Origin of the sequence: Dactylosporangium sp. NPDC049525 (assembly GCF_040676755.1) — a bacterium.
Lineage (GTDB): Bacteria > Actinomycetota > Actinomycetes > Mycobacteriales > Micromonosporaceae > Dactylosporangium.
Genome location: NZ_JBFAPO010000011.1, coordinates 118,740 through 136,508, shown reverse-complemented (window position 1 = coordinate 136,508; position 17,769 = coordinate 118,740). Strand labels below are relative to the sequence as shown.

The window sequence follows — 17,769 nt, the reverse complement described above, 5'->3', positions numbered from 1 at the left end:
CCACGTCGCCTTGAACGAGTCGGGCTCAGCCGGTTTACCGGCCGGCGGGTTTGTCAATCGGCGGGCGGTGCGGCGGCGGGCAGGTGCGGCAACCCGCCGAGCTCCCACTTGTCGATGAACTGGCGCTGCGCGGCCGCGTCCCCCTCGACCGCGACGCCGACGACGTTGACCATGCCGGCGAACCCCTTCGCGGCCCTCCTGACGCCCACGGCCTGCTCGTCGCACATCGTGGACGACGACGACCGAACCACAGCACGGCCAGCTTCCCGGCGAGACTGGTGCCGGTGAACTCGGCGCCCGTCAAGGTCTTCGCCGTGAAGTTCAGCACGATCGGCTCGGCCGAGGTGCCGGCGACCGCGGACGGCGAGACGGCCGACGGCGGGGCCGACGAGGTGACAGCGGGGGCAACGACCGGAGCCGGTGACTCGGTGCAAGCGACAGCGCCGGCGGCCGCTTGGAACACGACGGTCAGTCCGACTTGGTGCCGGTGTCGCGATCGGTCAAACTGCTACACCATGGGTATGGAGTTCGTCGGGCGCGCCGTGCGGTCGAGGTGTACCTGCCCGCTGCCGGCGTCGAGCTTATGGTGAGCCCATGAAAAGGGTGTCCTGGGTGACTCCGGTCGTCCTGCTGGTCCTCGCCGCCGGCTGCGGCCTCTTCGGCTGGTACTTCGCCGACAAGGGTGAACGGCTCGACCGGTTCGGCATCACCACCGAGGCGGCCATCGTGCAGCAGGGCACGTCGGGCAGGAACGGCCACAGCGCGAAGGTCACCTTCGTCACCGAGAACGGCGAACGCCCTGAGGTCCCGTGTGACACCTGCTCCAAGGACCTGCGCAAGGGCGAGCGCCTCAACATCCGCTACGACCCGGAGAACCCGTGGGACCCGGTCGAGCAGGCCGGCCGCCCCGCCGGCCCCGGAGGTGCCAAGGTCGGCTGGACCGGCGCCGCCATCCTGCTGGCGCTGTCAGTGCTCACGACCTGGCTGCGCATCAGACAAACCCGTGCGGTGCGGAGGCCGTGATCGGGTACGGCGCGCGTTAGATGAGGGCGATGGCTTGTCCGGGCCCGTCCTGGTCGGGCCTGGGCCGGGCGGCCGACCCGGCTGGACGTACCGGTAGCGGGCGGCGCGGTTCACGCACGGACGCGCCGCCGGGCGGTGCGGGTCCGTCGCCAGGCGATCCAGACAAGACCGGCCGGGTCAGCCGCAAGCTGTACACCAGCCATGCCACCACGATCAGACCGGCCACCACCGCGCCGATGCCGGGATGCCCGGTCACCGTGCCCGCGCCGAGCGCGGCGCCGGTTGACGCCGCCGGCACGATCAGCGCGGTGACCCGACCCCGGTACACCAGCTGGTGACGGCGGGTCCGGATCACCACCCGGACCGGACGGTGGCAACGCCGCCGGTACCGCAACCGCCGCGCCACACGTGCCCGTCGCCGCTGCACGCCACCCATCCCGCGGTGATCGGTGCGCGTGCTCGCCCGACGTCGGCGCAACGCCCACTTCGGCACTTGTCTCAGGCGCGTTCCGGCTTCGGCGGCGTGCTCGGTGACCAGGCTGCTACCGGCGTCGGCCAGCACTGCCAGCCAGAACCGCAATCGGCTGCCACCGCGGCCCTCGACCGCGTCGCGGTAGTGATCGCCGAACATCTGCACCATCTGCTCGCCGAATGCGCGCCGGTGCGCCGTCGGGTACAGCCGCACCAGCAGCCGGTACATCCGCTGCGCCCGACGCCTCCGCCGCCAGCCGCTGGAGCGGTTCATGCCGGTGCCAGCAGGTCACGGTCCTGGGCGACCGCGACCACCCGGGCATAGCGTTGCACCTCGGCGTGCAGGGCACGGCGCCCCTCAGCGGTGAGCCGGTAGTAGCGGCGCCGTTCATCGTCGAGCTCCGGCGCGGGCCGGTTCTCGGCCTGCTCGATCAGGCCGTCGGCCAGCATGCGCTTGATCGATCCGTACAGCGTCCCGGTGCCCATGCTCACCTGCCCCTGGCTGTCCTCGGCGACCTGCTTGGCGATCTCATACCCGTGCTTGTCACCAGTGGCCAGCGCGAACAGGATGTGGAACACCGCGGGCGTCAGCGGTACCGACACTCGATCGCTCGTCACGACCCAAGCATACGTCCGTCACGGACATATACCAACGGCGCGGGCGCGCCGAGGCGACTTTTTCCGCAAGCGCGTCGCTAGTCGGACGCAAGAGGTTCGCCGGAGGTTGAGGGCACTACCGAGACCTTGGAGCGGACCATGACGATCACATCGACGCACACCGAACCAGACCTGCGCGGTTTCCTGCTCGCGCACGCGGGCTTCCGGACCGAGTACGGCCGGCTCGCCGTCACGGCCCGGGCCGTTCGCGACGCCGGGCACGCCGCGCTCATCGAGGACCAGCTGCGGATGGTCACCGACCATCTGGAACACCATCACGGCGACGAGGACGCCTGGATGTGGCCGCTGCTGCGCAGCCGGCAGCCGAGCGCCGTGGCCGCGCTCGACGCCCTGGAGGAGCAGCATGAACATATCGACCCGCTGCTGCATCAGATCCGCGACACCACGCGAGGCATGCCGGACCGGATCGACGCGATGGAGCAGCTGCACCGGCTCCTGAACACCCACCTCGACAACGAGGAGCGCGACGCGGTGCCGATCCTGCGTGCGGTCGTGCTGCCCGACGAGTTCAAGGCGGCCGCTGACCGGGCGCTCGCGTCGGTACCGAAGCGAGAGATCCCGACACTGTTCGGCTGGATGGCGAGCTGCGGTACCCCGGAACAGGTGGCATCGGTGCTGACCACGTTCCCGTTGCCGGTTCGGCTGCTGTTCCGGCTGGTGTGGTGGCCGGCGTACCGGCGGCGGTACAACAGCCTCTACGGCAGCGATCTGCGCCGGCACGCCGATCGTTGACGGCGGAACCGGCGGCCGCGGAGGGACGGTCGGGGGCTTGACGTTGCCGGCCTGGCGTGCGGGCTTGACGGCAGACGGGCGCGTGACACGCTGACGAGGTGATCACGCCGCCCGCCCCGCACCTGTCCGTGCTGGGGCGCGTGGGCGCATGGCGTGACGGGGTCGATCTGGATCTCGGTGGCCGCCGGCAACGGGCGGTGCTGGCCCTGCTCATCGCGGCACGCGGCCGGATCGTTCCAGCCGACCGGCTGATCGGCCTCGTCTGGCGCGACGAGCCACCGGCGCGGGCGTCGGGGGTCCTGCAGGCGTACGTGTCGCACCTGCGCCGGGCACTGGAGCCGGACCGGCCGGCCCGCGACCGGACCGGGCTGATCGTGAGCGCGTCGCCCGGTTACGCCGTGCGGGCCGAGGCGTTCACCGTCGACGCATGGCAGTTCGAGGCGCTGATCCGCGAGTGGACCCGCCCGGCGGCGCCCGCCGCACCGGCCCGGGACGCGCTGAGCGCCGCGCTGCTGCTGTGGCACGGCACGCCCTACGGCGACTACGACGCGGAGCCGTGGGCGGTCGCCGAACGAGCCGGTCTGGAGGAGCTGCGGCTGGCCGGCCTGGAAGGGCTGGGCCGGGTCCGGCTCGAGCTGGGCGAGACGCACCAGGCGATCGCTGACCTGGAGGGGCTGCTCGCCGGGCATCCGCTGCGGGAAGAGGCCTGGCGGCTCCTCGCGCTCGCGCTGTACCGCAGCGGGCGGCAGGGCGACGCTCTCGCCGCGTTACGGCGGGCCCGCACCGCGCTCGCCGAGACCGTCGGGCTCGACCCGGGGCCGGGACTGCGGTCTCTTGAGGCCGACATCCTCGCCCAGGCCCCGCACCTGCTGGCTTCCGCCGCGCTCCCGAACGTCGGGCAAGAGGCACGGCGCCCTACCGGTGGCGTACCGCGCCGGGTGCTGGTCGGCCGCGACGCCGAGACGGCCGTACTGGACGCCGCCGCCCGGCAGGCCCGCGCCGGCGCCACCGTCGCACTGGTGGAAGGTCCGGCCGGCAGCGGCAAGTCGTCGTTGCTCGAGGCACTCACCGACCGGTTGCGTGCAGCAGGCTGGGGTACCGCCTGGGGGCGCTGCCCCGAGGTGGACGGCGCCCCGGCCCTGTACCCGTGGGCGACGCTGCTGGAGGCGCTGCCGGCGGCCGCACCCGGGTCCGGGCACACCGTCGAACTCGACCCGCTGCGCTCACCCGGCGCGCCGGGTGAGGTGCCCTCGGACGGCGGTGATCCGACCGCCCGGCGGTTCCTGCTGCACCGGGCGTTCACCCGCCGGCTCACGGACGCCGCCGCATCGGCTCCGCTGCTGCTCGTGCTCGACGACCTGCACCGCGCCGACGACGCGAGCCTCGCCCTGCTGCGCGATCTCCTGCCGGACCTGCGGACCGCGCCGGTGCTGCTCGTTGCCACGTACCGGCCGGAAGAGGCACCCGCTGCACTCACCGGAGCCCTGGCGACCCTGGCCCGGCACGATCCGGTCCGGTTGCGGCTGGGGCCGCTCGCGCCGGACGCGGTCGGTGAGCTGGTGCGCGGGCTCGCCGACCGCCCGTTGACGTCGCGGGAACTCGCCTCGGTGACCGCGCGCAGCGACGGCAACCCGTTTCACGTCATGGAGCTCGGGCGGCTGCTCTCGGCCGGTGGCAACGTCGAGGAGGTGCCGACCGGCGTCCGGGACGTGGTGAAGCTGCGCATCTCCCGGCTCCCTGACCGGGCGGCCACCGTCCTGCGCCTCGCCGCGGTCATCGGCCGGGAGGTACCGACCGAGGTGCTCCTGCGCGCCAGTGGCCTCACCGAGGACGAGGCGCTCGACGCCGTCGAGATCGCGCTGGTAGGGGGCTTCCTGGACGCGGTCGCCCACGATCTGCGCTTCTCGCACGTCCTGGTCAGAGAGGCGCTCTACGCCGAGCTGTCCCCGCCTCGCCGCGCCCGGATGCACCACCTGGTGGCCTCGACGACGGAGGCGGTCGACCCGTCGGCGGTGTTCTCCCTGGCCCACCACTACCACCTGGCCGGCCCGGCGCACGCGGCGCCGGCGGCCCGGTGGAGCGAGCTCGCGGCGGAACAGGCGGAGAGCCGGCTGGCGTACGCGGAGGCCGCCCTGCTCTGGCGCCGCGCGGCGGACGCCGCGCGCGCCGCCGGCCGGCCCGCCGCCGAGCGCCTCGATCTGCTGCTCCGGCTGGTCCGGACGCTTGCCTGGAGCGGCGACGTGGCCCGGGTCCGTACGGTGCGCGCCGAGGCTGTGGAACTGGCCGGTTCGACGGGCTCCGAGGCGTTGCTCGTGGCCGCGCTCACCGCCTGGAGCGTCCCGACCCCGTGGACCCAGCGGCACTACCTGGAGCTCGACCAGGCGCTCATCGACCTCGCCGAGCGCGCCCTGACCATGCCCGCGGCGGACGGCCCGGCGACCCGGTGCAGGCTGTTGTGCCTGCTCGTGGGCGAGGTCGACGGGGAAGGCGATCCGCGTACCGCCGACCGCGCCGACGAGGCGGTCCGCGCCGCGGAGCAGGTGGGCGATCCGCAGCTGCTGACGCTGGCCCTCAACGCGCGGCTGCGGGCCCACTACGAGACCGACGACCTGACGCAACGGCTGGCGGTCGCGCACCGGGTGGCGGAGCTCGGCGAGCGGGCGCAGCTGCCGGCCACCGCGCTGCTCGGGCACCAGGCCGCGTTCGCCGCTCATGCCGGGCTCGCCGACCTGGTCGCGGCCCGGCGGCATCTGACCGCGTTGGAGGCCGTCGCCGAGCGGCACCAGCTCGGCACCGGCACGGTGATGGCACGCTGCGCCCACGCGCTGCTGTCAGCCCTCGATGGAGACGACGCCGGGGCACGGCGGTCCGTGACCCGGATGGTCGAGGCGATGCGCGCCGCGGGCGAACACTCCGGCGACTCGATGGGCGCGCTGTGCCTGTTCATGCTCGACGAGGTGGCCGGCGCCAGGCACGATCCGGAGCAGGTCCGCGGCTGGTACTCGGCGGTGCCGAGGTTGTCGCCGGAGTTCCTGGTGCGCGCCCTGCAGCGGGCCGGCCGCCCTGCCGAGGCACGCGCGCTGTGGCGGCCCGACGAGCCGGTCCGGCACGATTTCCTGACGTTGACGATCTGGACAGTGCGCGCGCACAACGCCTTGGCGTTCGACGAGGAACCGGTGCTGGCGCGGTGCGCGGAGGCGCTCGCCCCGTATGCGGATCAGCTGGCCGGCGCCTCGTCGGGGGTGTTCACCCTCGAACCGGTCGCCGAGGTGCTCGCCCGGCTGGCGACCGCTCTCGGCGATCTGCCGGCGGCGCACGCGTACTGGAGTCGCGCGCTCCTGGTGGCGGAACGGGCCGGCGCGGCGCACTTCGCGGCCCGGTCGCGTGCGGCCCTCGCAAGTTAGCCGCTAGATCGGCGCAACCGGCCGGCCCGACGCTCTGGTGGTCAGCGAAACCACGAGAGAAACGGCCGACCATGATGACGCTCACCGACACCCGCGTCCGCAACACCGAGCTGATCGCCCAGTACAACGCCCTGTTCGCGGCGAAGCGCTTCGCCGACTGGTCGCTGTTGTTCCAGCCCGACTGCCGCTTCGAGGTCGCGTACCCCCTGCCGCCGCTCCCCGCCGTCCTGCACGGACGCGACGAGCTGGTGGGGTTCATCGGCGCATTGGCCGAAGCCGTCGGCGACGTCCGTATCGATCGGCAGTCGACGCACCACACCATCGACCCGGACGTCGTGATCACCGAGCACCGGCTGAGCGTCGAGCTGTTGGGCGGCGGCCAGTACCAGAACCAGTACATCAGCGTCATCCAGCTGCGCGACGGCCTGATCGCCGAGGTCCGGGAGTACTACGGCAGCATCGAACACGCCGCCTTCGTGGCGTCACTCGCGTGACCGGCGCCCGTCCGTGATCCGCGGCGACAGCCTGGCCGCCGCCGCGCGCGCCGTGCGCGAACCCGGCGGCCAGGTCGTCGTCGAGCCGTTCACCCTGGCCGGCACGGGTCAGGGCGGGCGGCGGGATCGCGGTGGAGCGGGCCGGCCCCATCAATCCAGGTCGGTCGATCGGCTCACCGACTCCCATGCCGCCAGGTCCGCGGCGAGTGTCGTGTGGCGTTGCCGGATGGCGTCGACCGCGTCGTTGCCCAGGGCCAGCCGGCGTGGGGCAACGGGGGCGTCCACCAGGCGCAGGATCGCCTGTGCGGCCTTGGCCGGGTCGCCGGGCTGCGTGCCGTCCATGTGCTCGACCGCGTCGCGGGTGGCCGCCGTCGACGACGCGTAGGCGTCGATCTGCCGTGAGCGGTGCATCCGTGAGCCGCCGAACTCGGTGCGGAACGCGCCCGGCTCGACGATGTGCACCGTGATGCCGAGCGGGGCCACCTCGTCGGCCAGCGCGTCGGACATCGCCTCCAGCGCGAACTTCGCCGAGCAGTACGCCCCGAACCCCGGCATCGTGACCTGCCCGCCCATGGAGCTGATCTGCACGATCGTGCCGCTGCCCTGGGCCCGCAGGTGCGGCAGGGCGGCCTGGGTCAGCCAGACCGCACCGAAGAACATCACCTCCATGATCGCGCGCAGGTCGTCGGGGTCGATCTCCTCGATCGCGCCGACCGAACCGTGCCCCGCGTTGTTGACCACCACGTCGAGCCGCCCGAACCGGTCGAGGGTCGCGGCCACCGCCGCATCGACAGAGGCTCGATCGGTGACGTCCAGTTGTGTTGTGGCCAGGCCGTCTCCTTCCAGCTTGATTGCCCCAGGGGTACGAGCCGTCGCCATGACGTTGTCACCGGCGGCGATGGCGGCCTTGGCCACCTCGGCGCCGAATCCGGCAGAACAGCCAGTGATGAGCCAGGTGCGCGTCATGCCTGCAACTCTGGCGAGCGGGGAGCCGCCGAGCCAACATCGACTCGTCATCATGGTTACAGTCAGAACCTGTGACCCTGCCGGAGCTGCGCCAGCTGAGGTACTTCGTCGCCGTCGCCGAACGGCTCAGCTTCTCGGCGGCCGCCCGTGACCTGCACCTGGCCCAGCAGTCGCTCTCGCAGCAGCTGGCCCGGCTCGAGCGCACGCTCGGGGTACGGCTGTTCGACCGCGATCAGCGCGGCACCCGGCTCACCGAGCCGGGGCGCGTCTTTCTGGCCGAGGCCCGTGCCGTGCTGGAGCGCACGGAGGCGGCGGTGGCGTCGGTGCGGCAGGTGCCCTCCCGGCTGCACCTGGCTTTTCTCGCGTCGGTGGGCAACTACATGCTGCCGGCGGTCGTGCGGGTGTGCCGGGAACGGCTGCCCGGCGTGGAGCTGAGCACCACCGACGGGTCCATCGAGCGGGTGGTGGCGGGCCTGCGCGCGGGCGAGTTCCAGGTGGCGTTCACGCGCCCGCCGCTGGTGCCCGACCTGCGGACCCGCACGCTGCTGCGCGAGCCGGCATGCGCAGTGCTGCCGCAGGAGCACCGATTGGCCGGTCGGGCCGAGCTCGGGCTGGATGAGCTGGCCGCCGAACCGTGGGTGCTCACCCCGCGCGCGTCATGGCCACCCTGGCATGACAAGTACGACCAGGAGTTCGCGTCCGCCGGCTTCGCCCCCGACGTCGTGCAACGGGCCGACACCGTGCCCGGGCTGCTCGGCCTGGTCGCGGCGGGCGTCGGGGTGAGCCGGCTGGCCCGCTCGGCGCGGTCGATCCGGCGCACCGGCGTGGTGTTCGTGCCGCTGCGAGGTGAACACGCCGACACGGTCGCCGCCTGGCGCGACCCCGACCCGATGGTCGAGGCCCTGGTCGCCGCGGTCGCCGAACTCGCCCGGACCACCGATCTGACCGCTGCCGGCTGACCGCGGCCCCAGCGACACCGCCGCTCCCTCGCGAGGTGAGTTGCCGGTGTCTTGCCGGTTCCTTGCCTCGCCCGGCACACGGAACTGTTCCTATCGTGACATGTGCCGGCGGTGCCGGAGCGTCGCAGGCCGATCCGGAGGCCAGGGCCGGCTCCAGGCGATGTCCGCGCATGACACGGGGAGGAACGGTTCGGTGCGGGGCACGTCGAGGTCGGCAGAGGGTCGCTCTACGACGGCTGACCGGGGGATTGCGACGCCGCCCAGATCGTGACCAGGCGCTGCGGCGATGAGTCGTGCAGTGTCAGGAATCCGGGCGGATTCGGGGGTTCGCAATCTCACCGGTCCGTCATCCGGCATCGCCTGGGTCCCGCCACCCTTGTAGCCCAGCGCGACGTCATCACGGTCGCCCGTGCCTGCGTCAGCCTCGCCTTCGCCGTAGGACAGAGGGCCTCAGAACGGCACGTTGACGGAAACCCTCCCCATCGGGACCATAGGTGCGCCCTCGATCAGGGGCTATGGGAGGACCGATGTTCAGCGCGGAGGTGCGCACACGCCGTCAGCGGCTTGGTATGTCCCAAGAGGAGTTGGCCGCCCGCACGGGCGTGAGCGTGCGCAGCATCCGAGGCCTTGAGGGCGGCCGGATCGGGCGCCCTCAGCCGCGGACGGTACGGCTGCTCGCCGACGCGTTCGAACTGGCCGGTGCCGAGCGTGACAGCTTCTGCCAGTCCGCGCTCAAGGACACCGACGAGCACCAGGCCGGCCCGGTCTCCGACCACGCTCATGCGCCGCCAGCACGCGGCCGGCCTGTTCCAGCACAGCTGCCGGCCGACGTGGCCGGCTTCGTCGGCCGTACCGACCACCTGGGGCGCCTCACCAAGCTGCTCGACAACGGTGACGGGCCGGCCGCCGTGGTGATCTCGGCCATTGCCGGAACAGCCGGCGTGGGCAAGACAGCGCTCGCCGTCCACTGGGCCCACCAGTCCCTGGACCGGTTCCCCGACGGACAGCTCTATGTGAACCTGCGCGGCTACGATCCCGACCAGCCCGCCACGGCCGAAGAAGTGCTGGCACGGTTCCTGACCGCGCTGGGTGTACCCGGGCCGGACATTCCCGCCGACGTCGCCGAGCGGGAAGCCCGCTACCGCACCGAGCTGGCCGGCCGGCGCATGCTCATCGTGTTGGACAACGCCGCGACCGTTGACCAGGTCCGCCCGCTCCTGCCCGGCACAGCTTCGAGCATGGTGCTGGTGACCAGCCGGGACAGCCTGGCCGGGCTGGTCGCCGTACACGGCGCCCGGCGCCTGGACCTTGACCTGCTCTCACCACACGACGCGGTCACCTTGTTACGCCAGCTGATCGGTGACCGCGTTGCGGCCGATCCCGGCGCCGCCGCCGCACTCGCCGCGCAGTGTGCCCGCCTGCCGCTGGCGTTGCGGGTCGCCGCCGAGCTCGCCGTCGCCCGGGACACCACACCGCTGTGCGATCTGGTCGTCGAACTGGCCGACCAGCAGCAGCGCCTGGATCTGCTCGACGCTGGCGGTGACCCCCGCGCCGCCGTGGCGGCGGTGTTCTCCTGGTCGATGCGCCACCTGCCGACTGCGGTCGTCCGCACGTTTCGCCTGCTGGGCCTGCACCCCGGCCCAGACGTTGACGCCTGGGCGGTGGCCGCGCTCACCGGCACGGAGTTACCGTTGGCCCGCCGTGCGTTGGACCGGCTCGCGCGCGCCCACCTCGTCCACTCGACCGGCCCTGGCCGCTACGGCATGCACGACTTGCTGCGCGCCTACGCCGGCAGCCTTGCCGCGGACGCCCCTGACACCGAACGCACGGCAGCCTCAACCCGGCTGTTCGACTACTACCTGGCGGCCGCCGCGTCCGCGATGGTGAGCTTGCAGCTCACCGGTGACACAGCCAGCCAGACCGACCCTCCGGTGCACGCCACGCCCACCCCGGAGTTCGGCGAGCCGGAGGCCGCCCGGCGGTGGCTGGACACGGAACGGTCCTGCCTGGTCGCGGCCGCCGCGCACACCGCCACCCACGGATGGCCGATCCACACCGTACGACTGTCCCGGATCCTGTACCGCTACCTCGAGGGCGGCCCCGACATCGACGCGCTCGCCATCCACCGGCACGCCCACGACGCCGCCCGGCAGACGGGTGATCTTGCCGGGCAGGCCCATGCGCTCCTCGGTCTCGGCACCATCAACTTTCACCTTGACCGGCTCGACGCGGCCACGGAGGCTTTCGTCGGCGCGCTGGCCCTGTGGCGACAAGCCGGCGACCCGGTCGGTGAGGCACGCGTCCTCAACAACCTCGGTGCCGGCGAGGCGCGGCGGGGCCGCTACCAGGCAGCCGCCGAACATTACGAGCAGGCGATGGCCCTGCACCGGCGGGCAGGCGACCAGGACGGTGAAGCGCGCGTCCTGAGCAACCTGGCCGTTGTCGAGGAGCGGATCGGCCGGTACCAGTCGGCCGCCGACCGCCTGGAGCGGGCGCTGATGCTGTACCGGCAGCTCGGCGGCGGCCACGGTGAAGCCACCGTACGGGTCAACCTTGGTCTCGTCGCCCAGCGACAGGGCCGGTACCCCGCCGCCGCCGATCACTATCAGCAGGCGTTGGCGCTGTTCGGGCACCTCGGCTACTCAGGTGGCGAAGCCTGGGCCCTCGACGGTCTCGGCGCCGTCCACACCCGGCTCGACCAGCCTGACCAGGCGACCGCATACCACCAGCAGGCCCTCGCGATCTTCAAGAAGTCCAGTGACCGCCACGGTGAAGCCCGGGCGCTCAACGGCCTGGGAGAAGCGGCCCTTGCCGGCGGCCGCCTGACCGCCGCGCTGACGCAACACACCACCGCGCTGACCGCCAGCCCGGCCCCCGATCAGCAGGCCCGTGCCCACACCGGTCTCGGCCACGCCCACCAGGCCCTCGGCGACCTGGCCCGGGCCCGCCAGCACTACGAACAGGCCCTGGTCCGGTACACCGATCTCGGATCTCCCGACGCCGACGACGTACGCGTCCACCTCGCCGCGCTCGACAGCCAAGCCGGTGCCGACCGACGCGATTGATGAGCACTGTCTGCCCTGCGGTTCCCGCGCCACGATCGTGCCCCACCTGGCACTGTTGCGTTCGCCGTTCGTCAAGACCGAGGCAGGCTTGAGCGGTGAAGTCTCCAAGCCCGGAACTCGCGCCGCGTCGCAGCGATCAACTCACACGACGAGTCCGGGCCGCCAGATCGAGCGCATCGACGGCGTCGTCAACGGGTCGGTCACCCGTCGTGCCGGACCGCCGACACCGAGGACCGGCCGGCCACGCGCGCTCGAGCGGGAGAATGACCTGCAGCAGGGTGCCCTTGCCGACCGGGCTGCAGAGCGTCAGTGTGCCGCCCAGGGCCTCCACCCGGTCGGTCAGCCCGATGAGGCCCGAACCGCCGTTCAGGACCGCGCCGCCGACACCGTCGTCACGCACCGACAGGTGCAGGAAATCGCCGCGCACCACGATGTTGACCCAGATGACCGTCGCGTGTGCGTGCTTGGCGGCGTTTGTCAGCGCCTCCGCCACTACGTAGTACGCCGCCACCTCGACAGGCTCCGGCAGGCGGTCGTCCAGGTGCAGGTCGAGGTCCACCGTGACCCCGGAACGGCGGGCCAGCGCGCGCAGGGCGGGCCGCAGGCCACCCTCGGTCAGGATCGCCGGATGCACGCCACGTGAGAGCTCGCGCACATCCTCGACCGTCCCGGTCAGCCCGGTCACCACGGCGGACAGCTGCTCGCGCAGCTGTGCCATCTCCGGTGGAACGCTCGCCTCGGCGAGGCGGACCTCCAGCCCCAGCGAGACGAGCCGCTGCTGGACCCCGTCGTGCAGGTCCCGCTCGATCTGCTGACGGGCCTGGTCGGTGGCCAGCACGAACCTGGCCCTGGACTTGACGAGATCGTCGCGGGCCTGGGCGTTGGCGATGGCGGTGCCGATCAGGTCGGTGTACTCGGCGAGCCTGGCCTCGGCGTCGGGCGCCGGCGGTGCAGCGCCTGCGGTGGCGGCGGTCGCACAGCCCCACAGGCGGCCCTCGACGTAGATCGGGGCACCCACCGCCGCACGTATCCCTGCGGCCCGCAGGTGGGCGATGAGCGGTCCGGTGGCCTCGTCGAAGTTGTCCATCCGCGCGGACTTGCCGGTGCGCATCACCAGCGCCGTGACACTGCGTCCCTCCATCGACACCTGACTGCCGGCCGGCAGACTCAGGCTGTCATCGCCGCCCCAGGCTGCGACGATGGTCCCGCTGCCGTCGGGCTCGAACCGGATGATGCGGGCCACCTCGGTGCCGATCAGCCGCCCGAGCTCCTCGATGACCGCCTCCAGGACCTTCGCCTGCGGGACACCCCGCGCGACGAGGGTGGCGACCCTGCGCAGGGCGCTCTGCGTGTCGACGAGCTGAGCGAGCTCGTCGTGGCTGTGCTCGAGCGTGGAAGCCATGACGTTGAAGGACCGTTCGAGCTGACCGATCTCGGCTTTGCCGGTCTCGGGCATACGGGTGGCCAGATCGCCGCCGGCGAGCCGGTCTGCCATGCCGGCCGCCCGGCGGATCGGCTGGACCATGAGCCAGGTCTGGTATCCGCCGACAAGACCGATGACGATCACCGAACCCACCAGGCCAACGACGACCGCGACGACCTCCCGGTCCGTCATCGCATCGTCGTGCCGCTCCCGAGCGATGATGATGCTGCGTTCGTCCGCCCGGAACCGGTCCAGCGCGCCGACCAGTTCACTCACGCGGCGGTTTCCCTGTATCAGGGACGCGTCACTGCGTGCCGAACTGTCCCCGCGCATTGCCGCGTTGACGGTCGGGACCGAGTAGGTGTTGACATACGAGTCGGCCATCTGCGCGATTCGCTGGGCCTGGCTGTGCTGTGCCGCGTCGCTGGCAGTCTCCTGCAGCTGCGCGGTCGCGGTCGGAAGTCGGTCCCGCGCGGCCTGCCATGGAACAAGGAACGCCGGGTTACCGGTGATGATGAACTCGTGCTGCGCCGCCTGCATGTTGGTCACGTCCTGCTGGATCTGCTGGGCCGCGACGAACACGTCCTGGGCCTTCAGCGACATACGGGCGGTCTCACGCTGGTCACCGATCGAGATGAGCATGGCAACGAACGCGGAGCCGACAATCAGCAGCAGCACGCAGGTGGCGAGCACCATCCGAGTGATCAGCCCGCCGATCGCCCTGTTCATGTCGCTCCTCGATACGTCGAGTCAAGGGAGCATGCCCGGGCGATGGCGGATGGCAGAGTGCCAGGGCGCGACCAGAGCGCCCAGCAGCCTCAGGCCAACGGTACTCCGGGCGGGAATGGCCGGGTCTCCGCACCGTTGTCGACGCACCGTTCAGGCACTGCCTCTGGACCGTCCGCTGTGCCGGCTGTGGCGGGATGAGCGGCCGGACGACGGGCACACCGAACCAGAAACCTTGCACGCCGACCGGTGGCTGGTGGCGATGGCCGGGTTGGCCGTCGTGCTGGCGCTGATCGCCGCGCCCGGCGCGCTGTCATGGTTACCGGGTGCCCGGTGACTGGCAGCGCGGTCCGGGCCGCCTGCACGGCCTGTTTCCCCGGTCGCCGTCCCTGCCGTGGTCCATTGCCGGCGGGATGCCGTTGCCCTCGGCGAGACTCCCGCCCGGTCTCGGCTGGGATGGCAGCCGGACCTTTTCTGTCTTGTTCAGAGCCGCGTTCATGAACTTGCGCCAGACCGGCGCCGCCATGGTCGCGCCGAAGAGGCGTTGGCCGGCCTTGTTGACCAGCTTCTGTTCGTCATTCTTGTTGCCGATCCATACGGCGGCGGCCAGTCCGGGTGTCTTGGCCTTGTCCCGGCCGGGTGGTGTGAAGCCGACCATCCAGGTGTGCGCGTTGTCGGACGTGTCACGCAACTGCCAGGTGCCGGTCTTGCCGGCCGCCGGCCGGCCGTTCATGTCGGAGGCGGTCGCCGCGGCGACCTTGCTCAACGCGTACGTGACGTTGTCAGCCATCGCGTCGGTGAACCCCGGGATCTGCTTGGGGTTGATGGTCTCCCCGTAGACACGCTGGCCCTTCTTGTGCACCTCCTGCACGAAGTGGACCGATGCCGCCTTGCCCCGAGCGGCGAACGTCGCCATGCCGTTGGCATGGTCGAGGACGGTCACCGGGAACTGCCCGATGCCGAGTTCTGTGCTGAACCCGAACTCTGACGGGTTCTTGGTGGTCAGGTCCAGCCGGCCCTTTGCCGGGTGCCACATGGACCGGATCCCCGCCGCGCGGGCCACCTCGAGCACCTTGGGCCAGCCCACCTCCTCCGCCAACGCGAAGTACGGCGTGTTGAGCGACTTCTCGGTCGCCTCCAGCAACGTGCACCACGCCTGGCAGTCGGCCGAGCCGCCGTCGTTGTTCTTCACCGGGCCCGGCTGCTGGCCGGTGATCCGGTGGCTACGCGGGAAGTCCTTCGGGCTCGTGCTGTCCCAGTGGGAGTCGATGGAGTACCCATGGATGAGTCCCGCGGCGAGCGTGTAGACCTTGAACGAGGAGGCGGGTGGGTGCGCGCCGAACTCGACCGGCTTGCCGTCCGACAGCACCGGGTCGGCGTACCAGGCGGCGTAGTCGCTCCCATCGCCCTGTGATCCGCCGTAGTAGGCACGGACCCGGCCGGTGCCTGGCTCGACGGCAACCAACGCGCCCTGAAGATTCGGCGGCTGGCCGAACAGCGGTGAGTCAGCCGTGGCACCGCTGGCGTATTTCAGTGCGGCGTCCTGCATCGGCTTGGCCACCGTGGTGTAGATCTGCAGGCCACCGTTGCGGATCTCGTCGGACGAAAACTTGGGCCGTCCGTCAGGCCCGTTGATCTTGGAAAGCTCGTCCATCACGTGGTGGACGATCAGCCCCTCGGGCTTGTCCAGGCCCCACTGAGCACGCAGCCGAGTGTCCACGGCGGGGTCGACCTTGATCACGTTGTCCGGGTACTTGAGCTCGTCGGCCGCCTGCTGGGTCAGGTAGCCGAGTTGGACCATGTTGGGCTTGATGTAGCTGTGGAACCGCTCCTTGGCCGTGTCGGGGTTCCGGGTCGGGTCGTACGGGCTGCCCTTCTTCGGCTCGGAGCCTTCCGGATCCTTGATCAGGCCGGCGAGCACCATTCCCTCCGCGACCGTCAGGCTGTTGACCGGCTTGCCGAAGTACGCCTGCGCGGCCGCCTCGATCCCGTACGCATGCCGGCCGAAATAGACCGCGTTCAGGTACAGCTCAAGGATCTTGTCCTTGTCGTATTTCTCGTTCAGCTTGGTCGCGATCACCGCCTCGCGCACCTTTCGCGCATACGAGATGCCCTTGAGGTCGGCAAGTTTGCGGGCGTACTGCTGGCTGATCGTCGAGGCGCCCTGCCGCTCACCGCCGGTGACGTTGTTCCACGCGGCACGGACAATACTGCCGTAGTCGACGCCGTCATTGCTGTAGAAGGTCATGTCCTCTGTGGCCACGACCGCTTGCTGTACGTGTTTGGGAACCTTGTCGAGAGTGACCACGGTCCGGTTCTCTTCGCCGATTCTCGCCATCGGGGTCTGGTGGTCGGCATAGAAGATCGTCGTCGACTCGTACATCTGGAGGTCCGGCGGCAGGTCGACCGAGTCGAAGTAGTAGGTGCCGGCCACCAACCCGATGCCCATCAGCATCAGTACGGTGGCGGTGGAAGCGATGATGACGTTGCGTCGGCGCCACCGCTTCGGTCGCCCGCTCGCCTGCACCCCGCTCGCCTGCACCCCGGTCGCCGGCGGACTGTCGGCTGCGACAATCGCCGCGTCGCCGGAGCTGGGACCGGCGCCAACAGCACCGCGGCCGGTCAAGCGGCCGATCATGTCGCTTATTCCGCCGCCGAGCTTCCCGGCGGAGCGCCGATGCCGCCCTGGTGGGTTGTCGCGACTGCCGTGACCGAGGCTGCCGTCACCTCTCCCGTCGGACGCCCCCGCAACCTGCGCATCGCTGCCCAGCGGGTCGGTCGGGTCACCGTAGTTCATTCGCCTCACCTCGTCAGGCAGGCCTGTTGTCGTTCTCCCGCCACTCGCGTTCGGATCCGCCGCCGCCTGACTGACCGCCATGGGCCACAGACTCCCACCTTGTTCGGACATGATCCGATATCAAAAGGAGCGTCCATGTCAACGGCTGCGTTACAACGCTCCTGTGCGGCGCAGGCGGCGGGGCGCCGTTGCGTTGTGGGATCAGGCGCTGTCCTCAGTGTTAGCACTGACGACAGGTACGACGCCCGAGGCCATGCTCGAACCGGACGAGCCAGTCCCGGTTTGGAGGATCTCATGACCATGTGGCGAACGATGATCGTGGCCACGCTGACCGCGTTGGCCGCATCGACGGTGGGTGTCGCAGTGGCGGCGGAGCCGGCGGCGGCGACGGTCAGGTACTCCGCGCTGTTCCAGAACCGCAGCACCGGCAAGTGCCTGGAGACGCCCTACGGCACGAAGGAGGAGCTTGCGCAGATGGGGCAGTACACCTGCTACGGCTGGGCGACACAGCAGTGGAACTACAACACCGACACCGGCCTGATCCAGAACGTCTGGTCCGGCATGTGCCTGGAGGTCATGTACTGGAACCCGAACGACTACGCGCCGGTCGGCCAGTTCCGCTGTACCGGCGCGGCGAACCAGCAGTGGACGATGGTGGCGTCGTCCGGCCTGATCGGGAACCGGTTCAGCGGCAAGTGCCTCGAGGTGCTCGGCAGCGCCGACTTCGCGAAGGTCGTCCAGCGTACCTGCGGATCCGGATACCAGTTCTGGAGCTGGACCACCTGACCGCGGCCCGCGGGCGGCAGGCAGCCGGTCCACCGGGTGGCGGCGCGCATCCAGGCCAGACAGCGATCACGATGAGGTTCACCGTTCAAGCCTGCTTGACCAGGGCAACGCTCAACGCAACGACCTCGACGTCCTACGCGGTCCCGCGGCCGCGACCCTGACCGGCACGATCCTGGCCGTGGCGGCCTCGATCCTGCCGGTCAGGTCACTGCGTTCTCCGCTCACCGCCCAGCTGCTCGCCGAGG

General features: G+C 71.1%; 13 protein-coding genes. 7 read left to right on the top strand and 6 right to left on the bottom strand.

All coding sequences use genetic code 11. The annotated features are described in order from the left end of the window. Window positions 1–53: 53 nt before the first annotated feature. Window positions 54–209 (bottom strand): hypothetical protein, encoded by a 156-nt coding sequence (locus AB0K00_RS18745; protein WP_363522321.1) that lies wholly within the window; start codon window positions 207–209, stop codon window positions 54–56. A 385-nt stretch (window positions 210–594) separates the two neighbouring features. Here AB0K00_RS18745 and AB0K00_RS18740 point away from each other — a divergent pair, with 385 nt between their 5' ends. Next, complete coding sequence (locus tag AB0K00_RS18740) at window positions 595–1,023, top strand: DUF3592 domain-containing protein (RefSeq protein ID WP_363522319.1); 429 nt, start codon at window positions 595–597, stop codon at window positions 1,021–1,023. A gap of 16 nt (window positions 1,024–1,039) precedes the next feature. On the opposite strand, the gene AB0K00_RS18735 is transcribed toward AB0K00_RS18740, so the two are convergent. Both AB0K00_RS18735 and AB0K00_RS18730 read right to left on the bottom strand, forming a co-directional pair. After that, window positions 1,040–1,768 carry a hypothetical protein gene (locus tag AB0K00_RS18735; RefSeq protein ID WP_363522317.1) on the bottom strand — a complete coding sequence of 243 codons (729 nt, stop codon included), beginning with the start codon at window positions 1,766–1,768 and terminating at the stop codon, window positions 1,040–1,042. Next, window positions 1,765–2,112 (bottom strand): PadR family transcriptional regulator, encoded by a 348-nt coding sequence (locus AB0K00_RS18730; RefSeq protein ID WP_363522316.1) that lies wholly within the window; start codon window positions 2,110–2,112, stop codon window positions 1,765–1,767. The genes AB0K00_RS18735 and AB0K00_RS18730 overlap by 4 nt, the downstream gene beginning before the upstream one ends. A 138-nt stretch (window positions 2,113–2,250) precedes the next feature. Here AB0K00_RS18730 and AB0K00_RS18725 point away from each other — a divergent pair, with 138 nt between their 5' ends. From AB0K00_RS18725 to AB0K00_RS18715, 3 genes are all read left to right on the top strand, one after another. Next, the gene (locus AB0K00_RS18725) at window positions 2,251–2,904 is read left to right on the top strand and encodes a hemerythrin domain-containing protein (RefSeq protein ID WP_363522314.1); all 654 of its coding nucleotides are present in this window, start codon (window positions 2,251–2,253) and stop codon (window positions 2,902–2,904) included. 98 nt (window positions 2,905–3,002) lie between these two features. Beyond that, entirely contained in the window at window positions 3,003–6,308 is a 3,306-nt protein-coding gene (locus AB0K00_RS18720; RefSeq protein ID WP_363522312.1) for a BTAD domain-containing putative transcriptional regulator, read from the top strand. Between the two features lie 71 nt (window positions 6,309–6,379). Continuing rightward, entirely contained in the window at window positions 6,380–6,802 is a 423-nt protein-coding gene (locus AB0K00_RS18715) for a nuclear transport factor 2 family protein (RefSeq protein ID WP_363522310.1), read from the top strand. 150 nt (window positions 6,803–6,952) lie between these two features. On the opposite strand, the gene AB0K00_RS18710 is transcribed toward AB0K00_RS18715, so the two are convergent. After that, the gene (locus AB0K00_RS18710; RefSeq protein ID WP_363522309.1) at window positions 6,953–7,768 is read right to left on the bottom strand and encodes an oxidoreductase; all 816 of its coding nucleotides are present in this window, start codon (window positions 7,766–7,768) and stop codon (window positions 6,953–6,955) included. A gap of 71 nt (window positions 7,769–7,839) precedes the next feature. Here AB0K00_RS18710 and AB0K00_RS18705 point away from each other — a divergent pair, with 71 nt between their 5' ends. Next, window positions 7,840–8,727, top strand: a complete 888-nt coding sequence (locus AB0K00_RS18705; protein WP_363522307.1) for a LysR substrate-binding domain-containing protein — start codon at window positions 7,840–7,842, stop codon at window positions 8,725–8,727. Between the two features lie 515 nt (window positions 8,728–9,242). Continuing rightward, window positions 9,243–11,792 (top strand): tetratricopeptide repeat protein, encoded by a 2,550-nt coding sequence (locus tag AB0K00_RS18700; RefSeq protein WP_363522306.1) that lies wholly within the window; start codon window positions 9,243–9,245, stop codon window positions 11,790–11,792. Window positions 11,793–11,928: 136 nt separating this feature from the next. On the opposite strand, the gene AB0K00_RS18695 is transcribed toward AB0K00_RS18700, so the two are convergent. Beyond that, window positions 11,929–13,944, bottom strand: coding sequence for a CHASE3 domain-containing protein (locus AB0K00_RS18695; RefSeq protein WP_363522304.1), 2,016 nt, complete (start codon window positions 13,942–13,944; stop codon window positions 11,929–11,931). A 316-nt stretch (window positions 13,945–14,260) separates the two neighbouring features. Then, on the bottom strand, window positions 14,261–16,819 hold the full coding sequence (locus AB0K00_RS18690) for a transglycosylase domain-containing protein (RefSeq protein ID WP_363522302.1): 2,559 nt from the start codon (window positions 16,817–16,819) through the stop codon (window positions 14,261–14,263). A gap of 213 nt (window positions 16,820–17,032) precedes the next feature. Here AB0K00_RS18690 and AB0K00_RS18685 point away from each other — a divergent pair, with 213 nt between their 5' ends. Next, window positions 17,033–17,524 carry an RICIN domain-containing protein gene (locus tag AB0K00_RS18685; RefSeq protein ID WP_363522300.1) on the top strand — a complete coding sequence of 164 codons (492 nt, stop codon included), beginning with the start codon at window positions 17,033–17,035 and terminating at the stop codon, window positions 17,522–17,524. The last annotated feature ends 245 nt before the right edge of the window (window positions 17,525–17,769 follow it).

Excerpts from the sequence above, each read along its gene's own strand:
- AB0K00_RS18735 (WP_363522317.1), bottom strand. The coding sequence starts at position 1,768 with ATGAACCGCTCCAGCGGCTGGCGGCGGAGGCGTCGGGCGCAGCGGATG.
- AB0K00_RS18700 (WP_363522306.1), top strand. The coding sequence starts at position 9,243 with ATGGGAGGACCGATGTTCAGCGCGGAGGTGCGCACACGCCGTCAGCGG.
- AB0K00_RS18740 (WP_363522319.1), top strand. The coding sequence starts at position 595 with ATGAAAAGGGTGTCCTGGGTGACTCCGGTCGTCCTGCTGGTCCTCGCC.
- AB0K00_RS18695 (WP_363522304.1), bottom strand. The coding sequence starts at position 13,944 with ATGAACAGGGCGATCGGCGGGCTGATCACTCGGATGGTGCTCGCCACC.
- AB0K00_RS18710 (WP_363522309.1), bottom strand. The coding sequence starts at position 7,768 with ATGACGCGCACCTGGCTCATCACTGGCTGTTCTGCCGGATTCGGCGCC.
- AB0K00_RS18685 (WP_363522300.1), top strand. The coding sequence starts at position 17,033 with ATGACCATGTGGCGAACGATGATCGTGGCCACGCTGACCGCGTTGGCC.
- AB0K00_RS18725 (WP_363522314.1), top strand. The coding sequence starts at position 2,251 with ATGACGATCACATCGACGCACACCGAACCAGACCTGCGCGGTTTCCTG.
- AB0K00_RS18715 (WP_363522310.1), top strand. The coding sequence starts at position 6,380 with ATGATGACGCTCACCGACACCCGCGTCCGCAACACCGAGCTGATCGCC.
- AB0K00_RS18690 (WP_363522302.1), bottom strand. The coding sequence starts at position 16,819 with ATGGCGGTCAGTCAGGCGGCGGCGGATCCGAACGCGAGTGGCGGGAGA.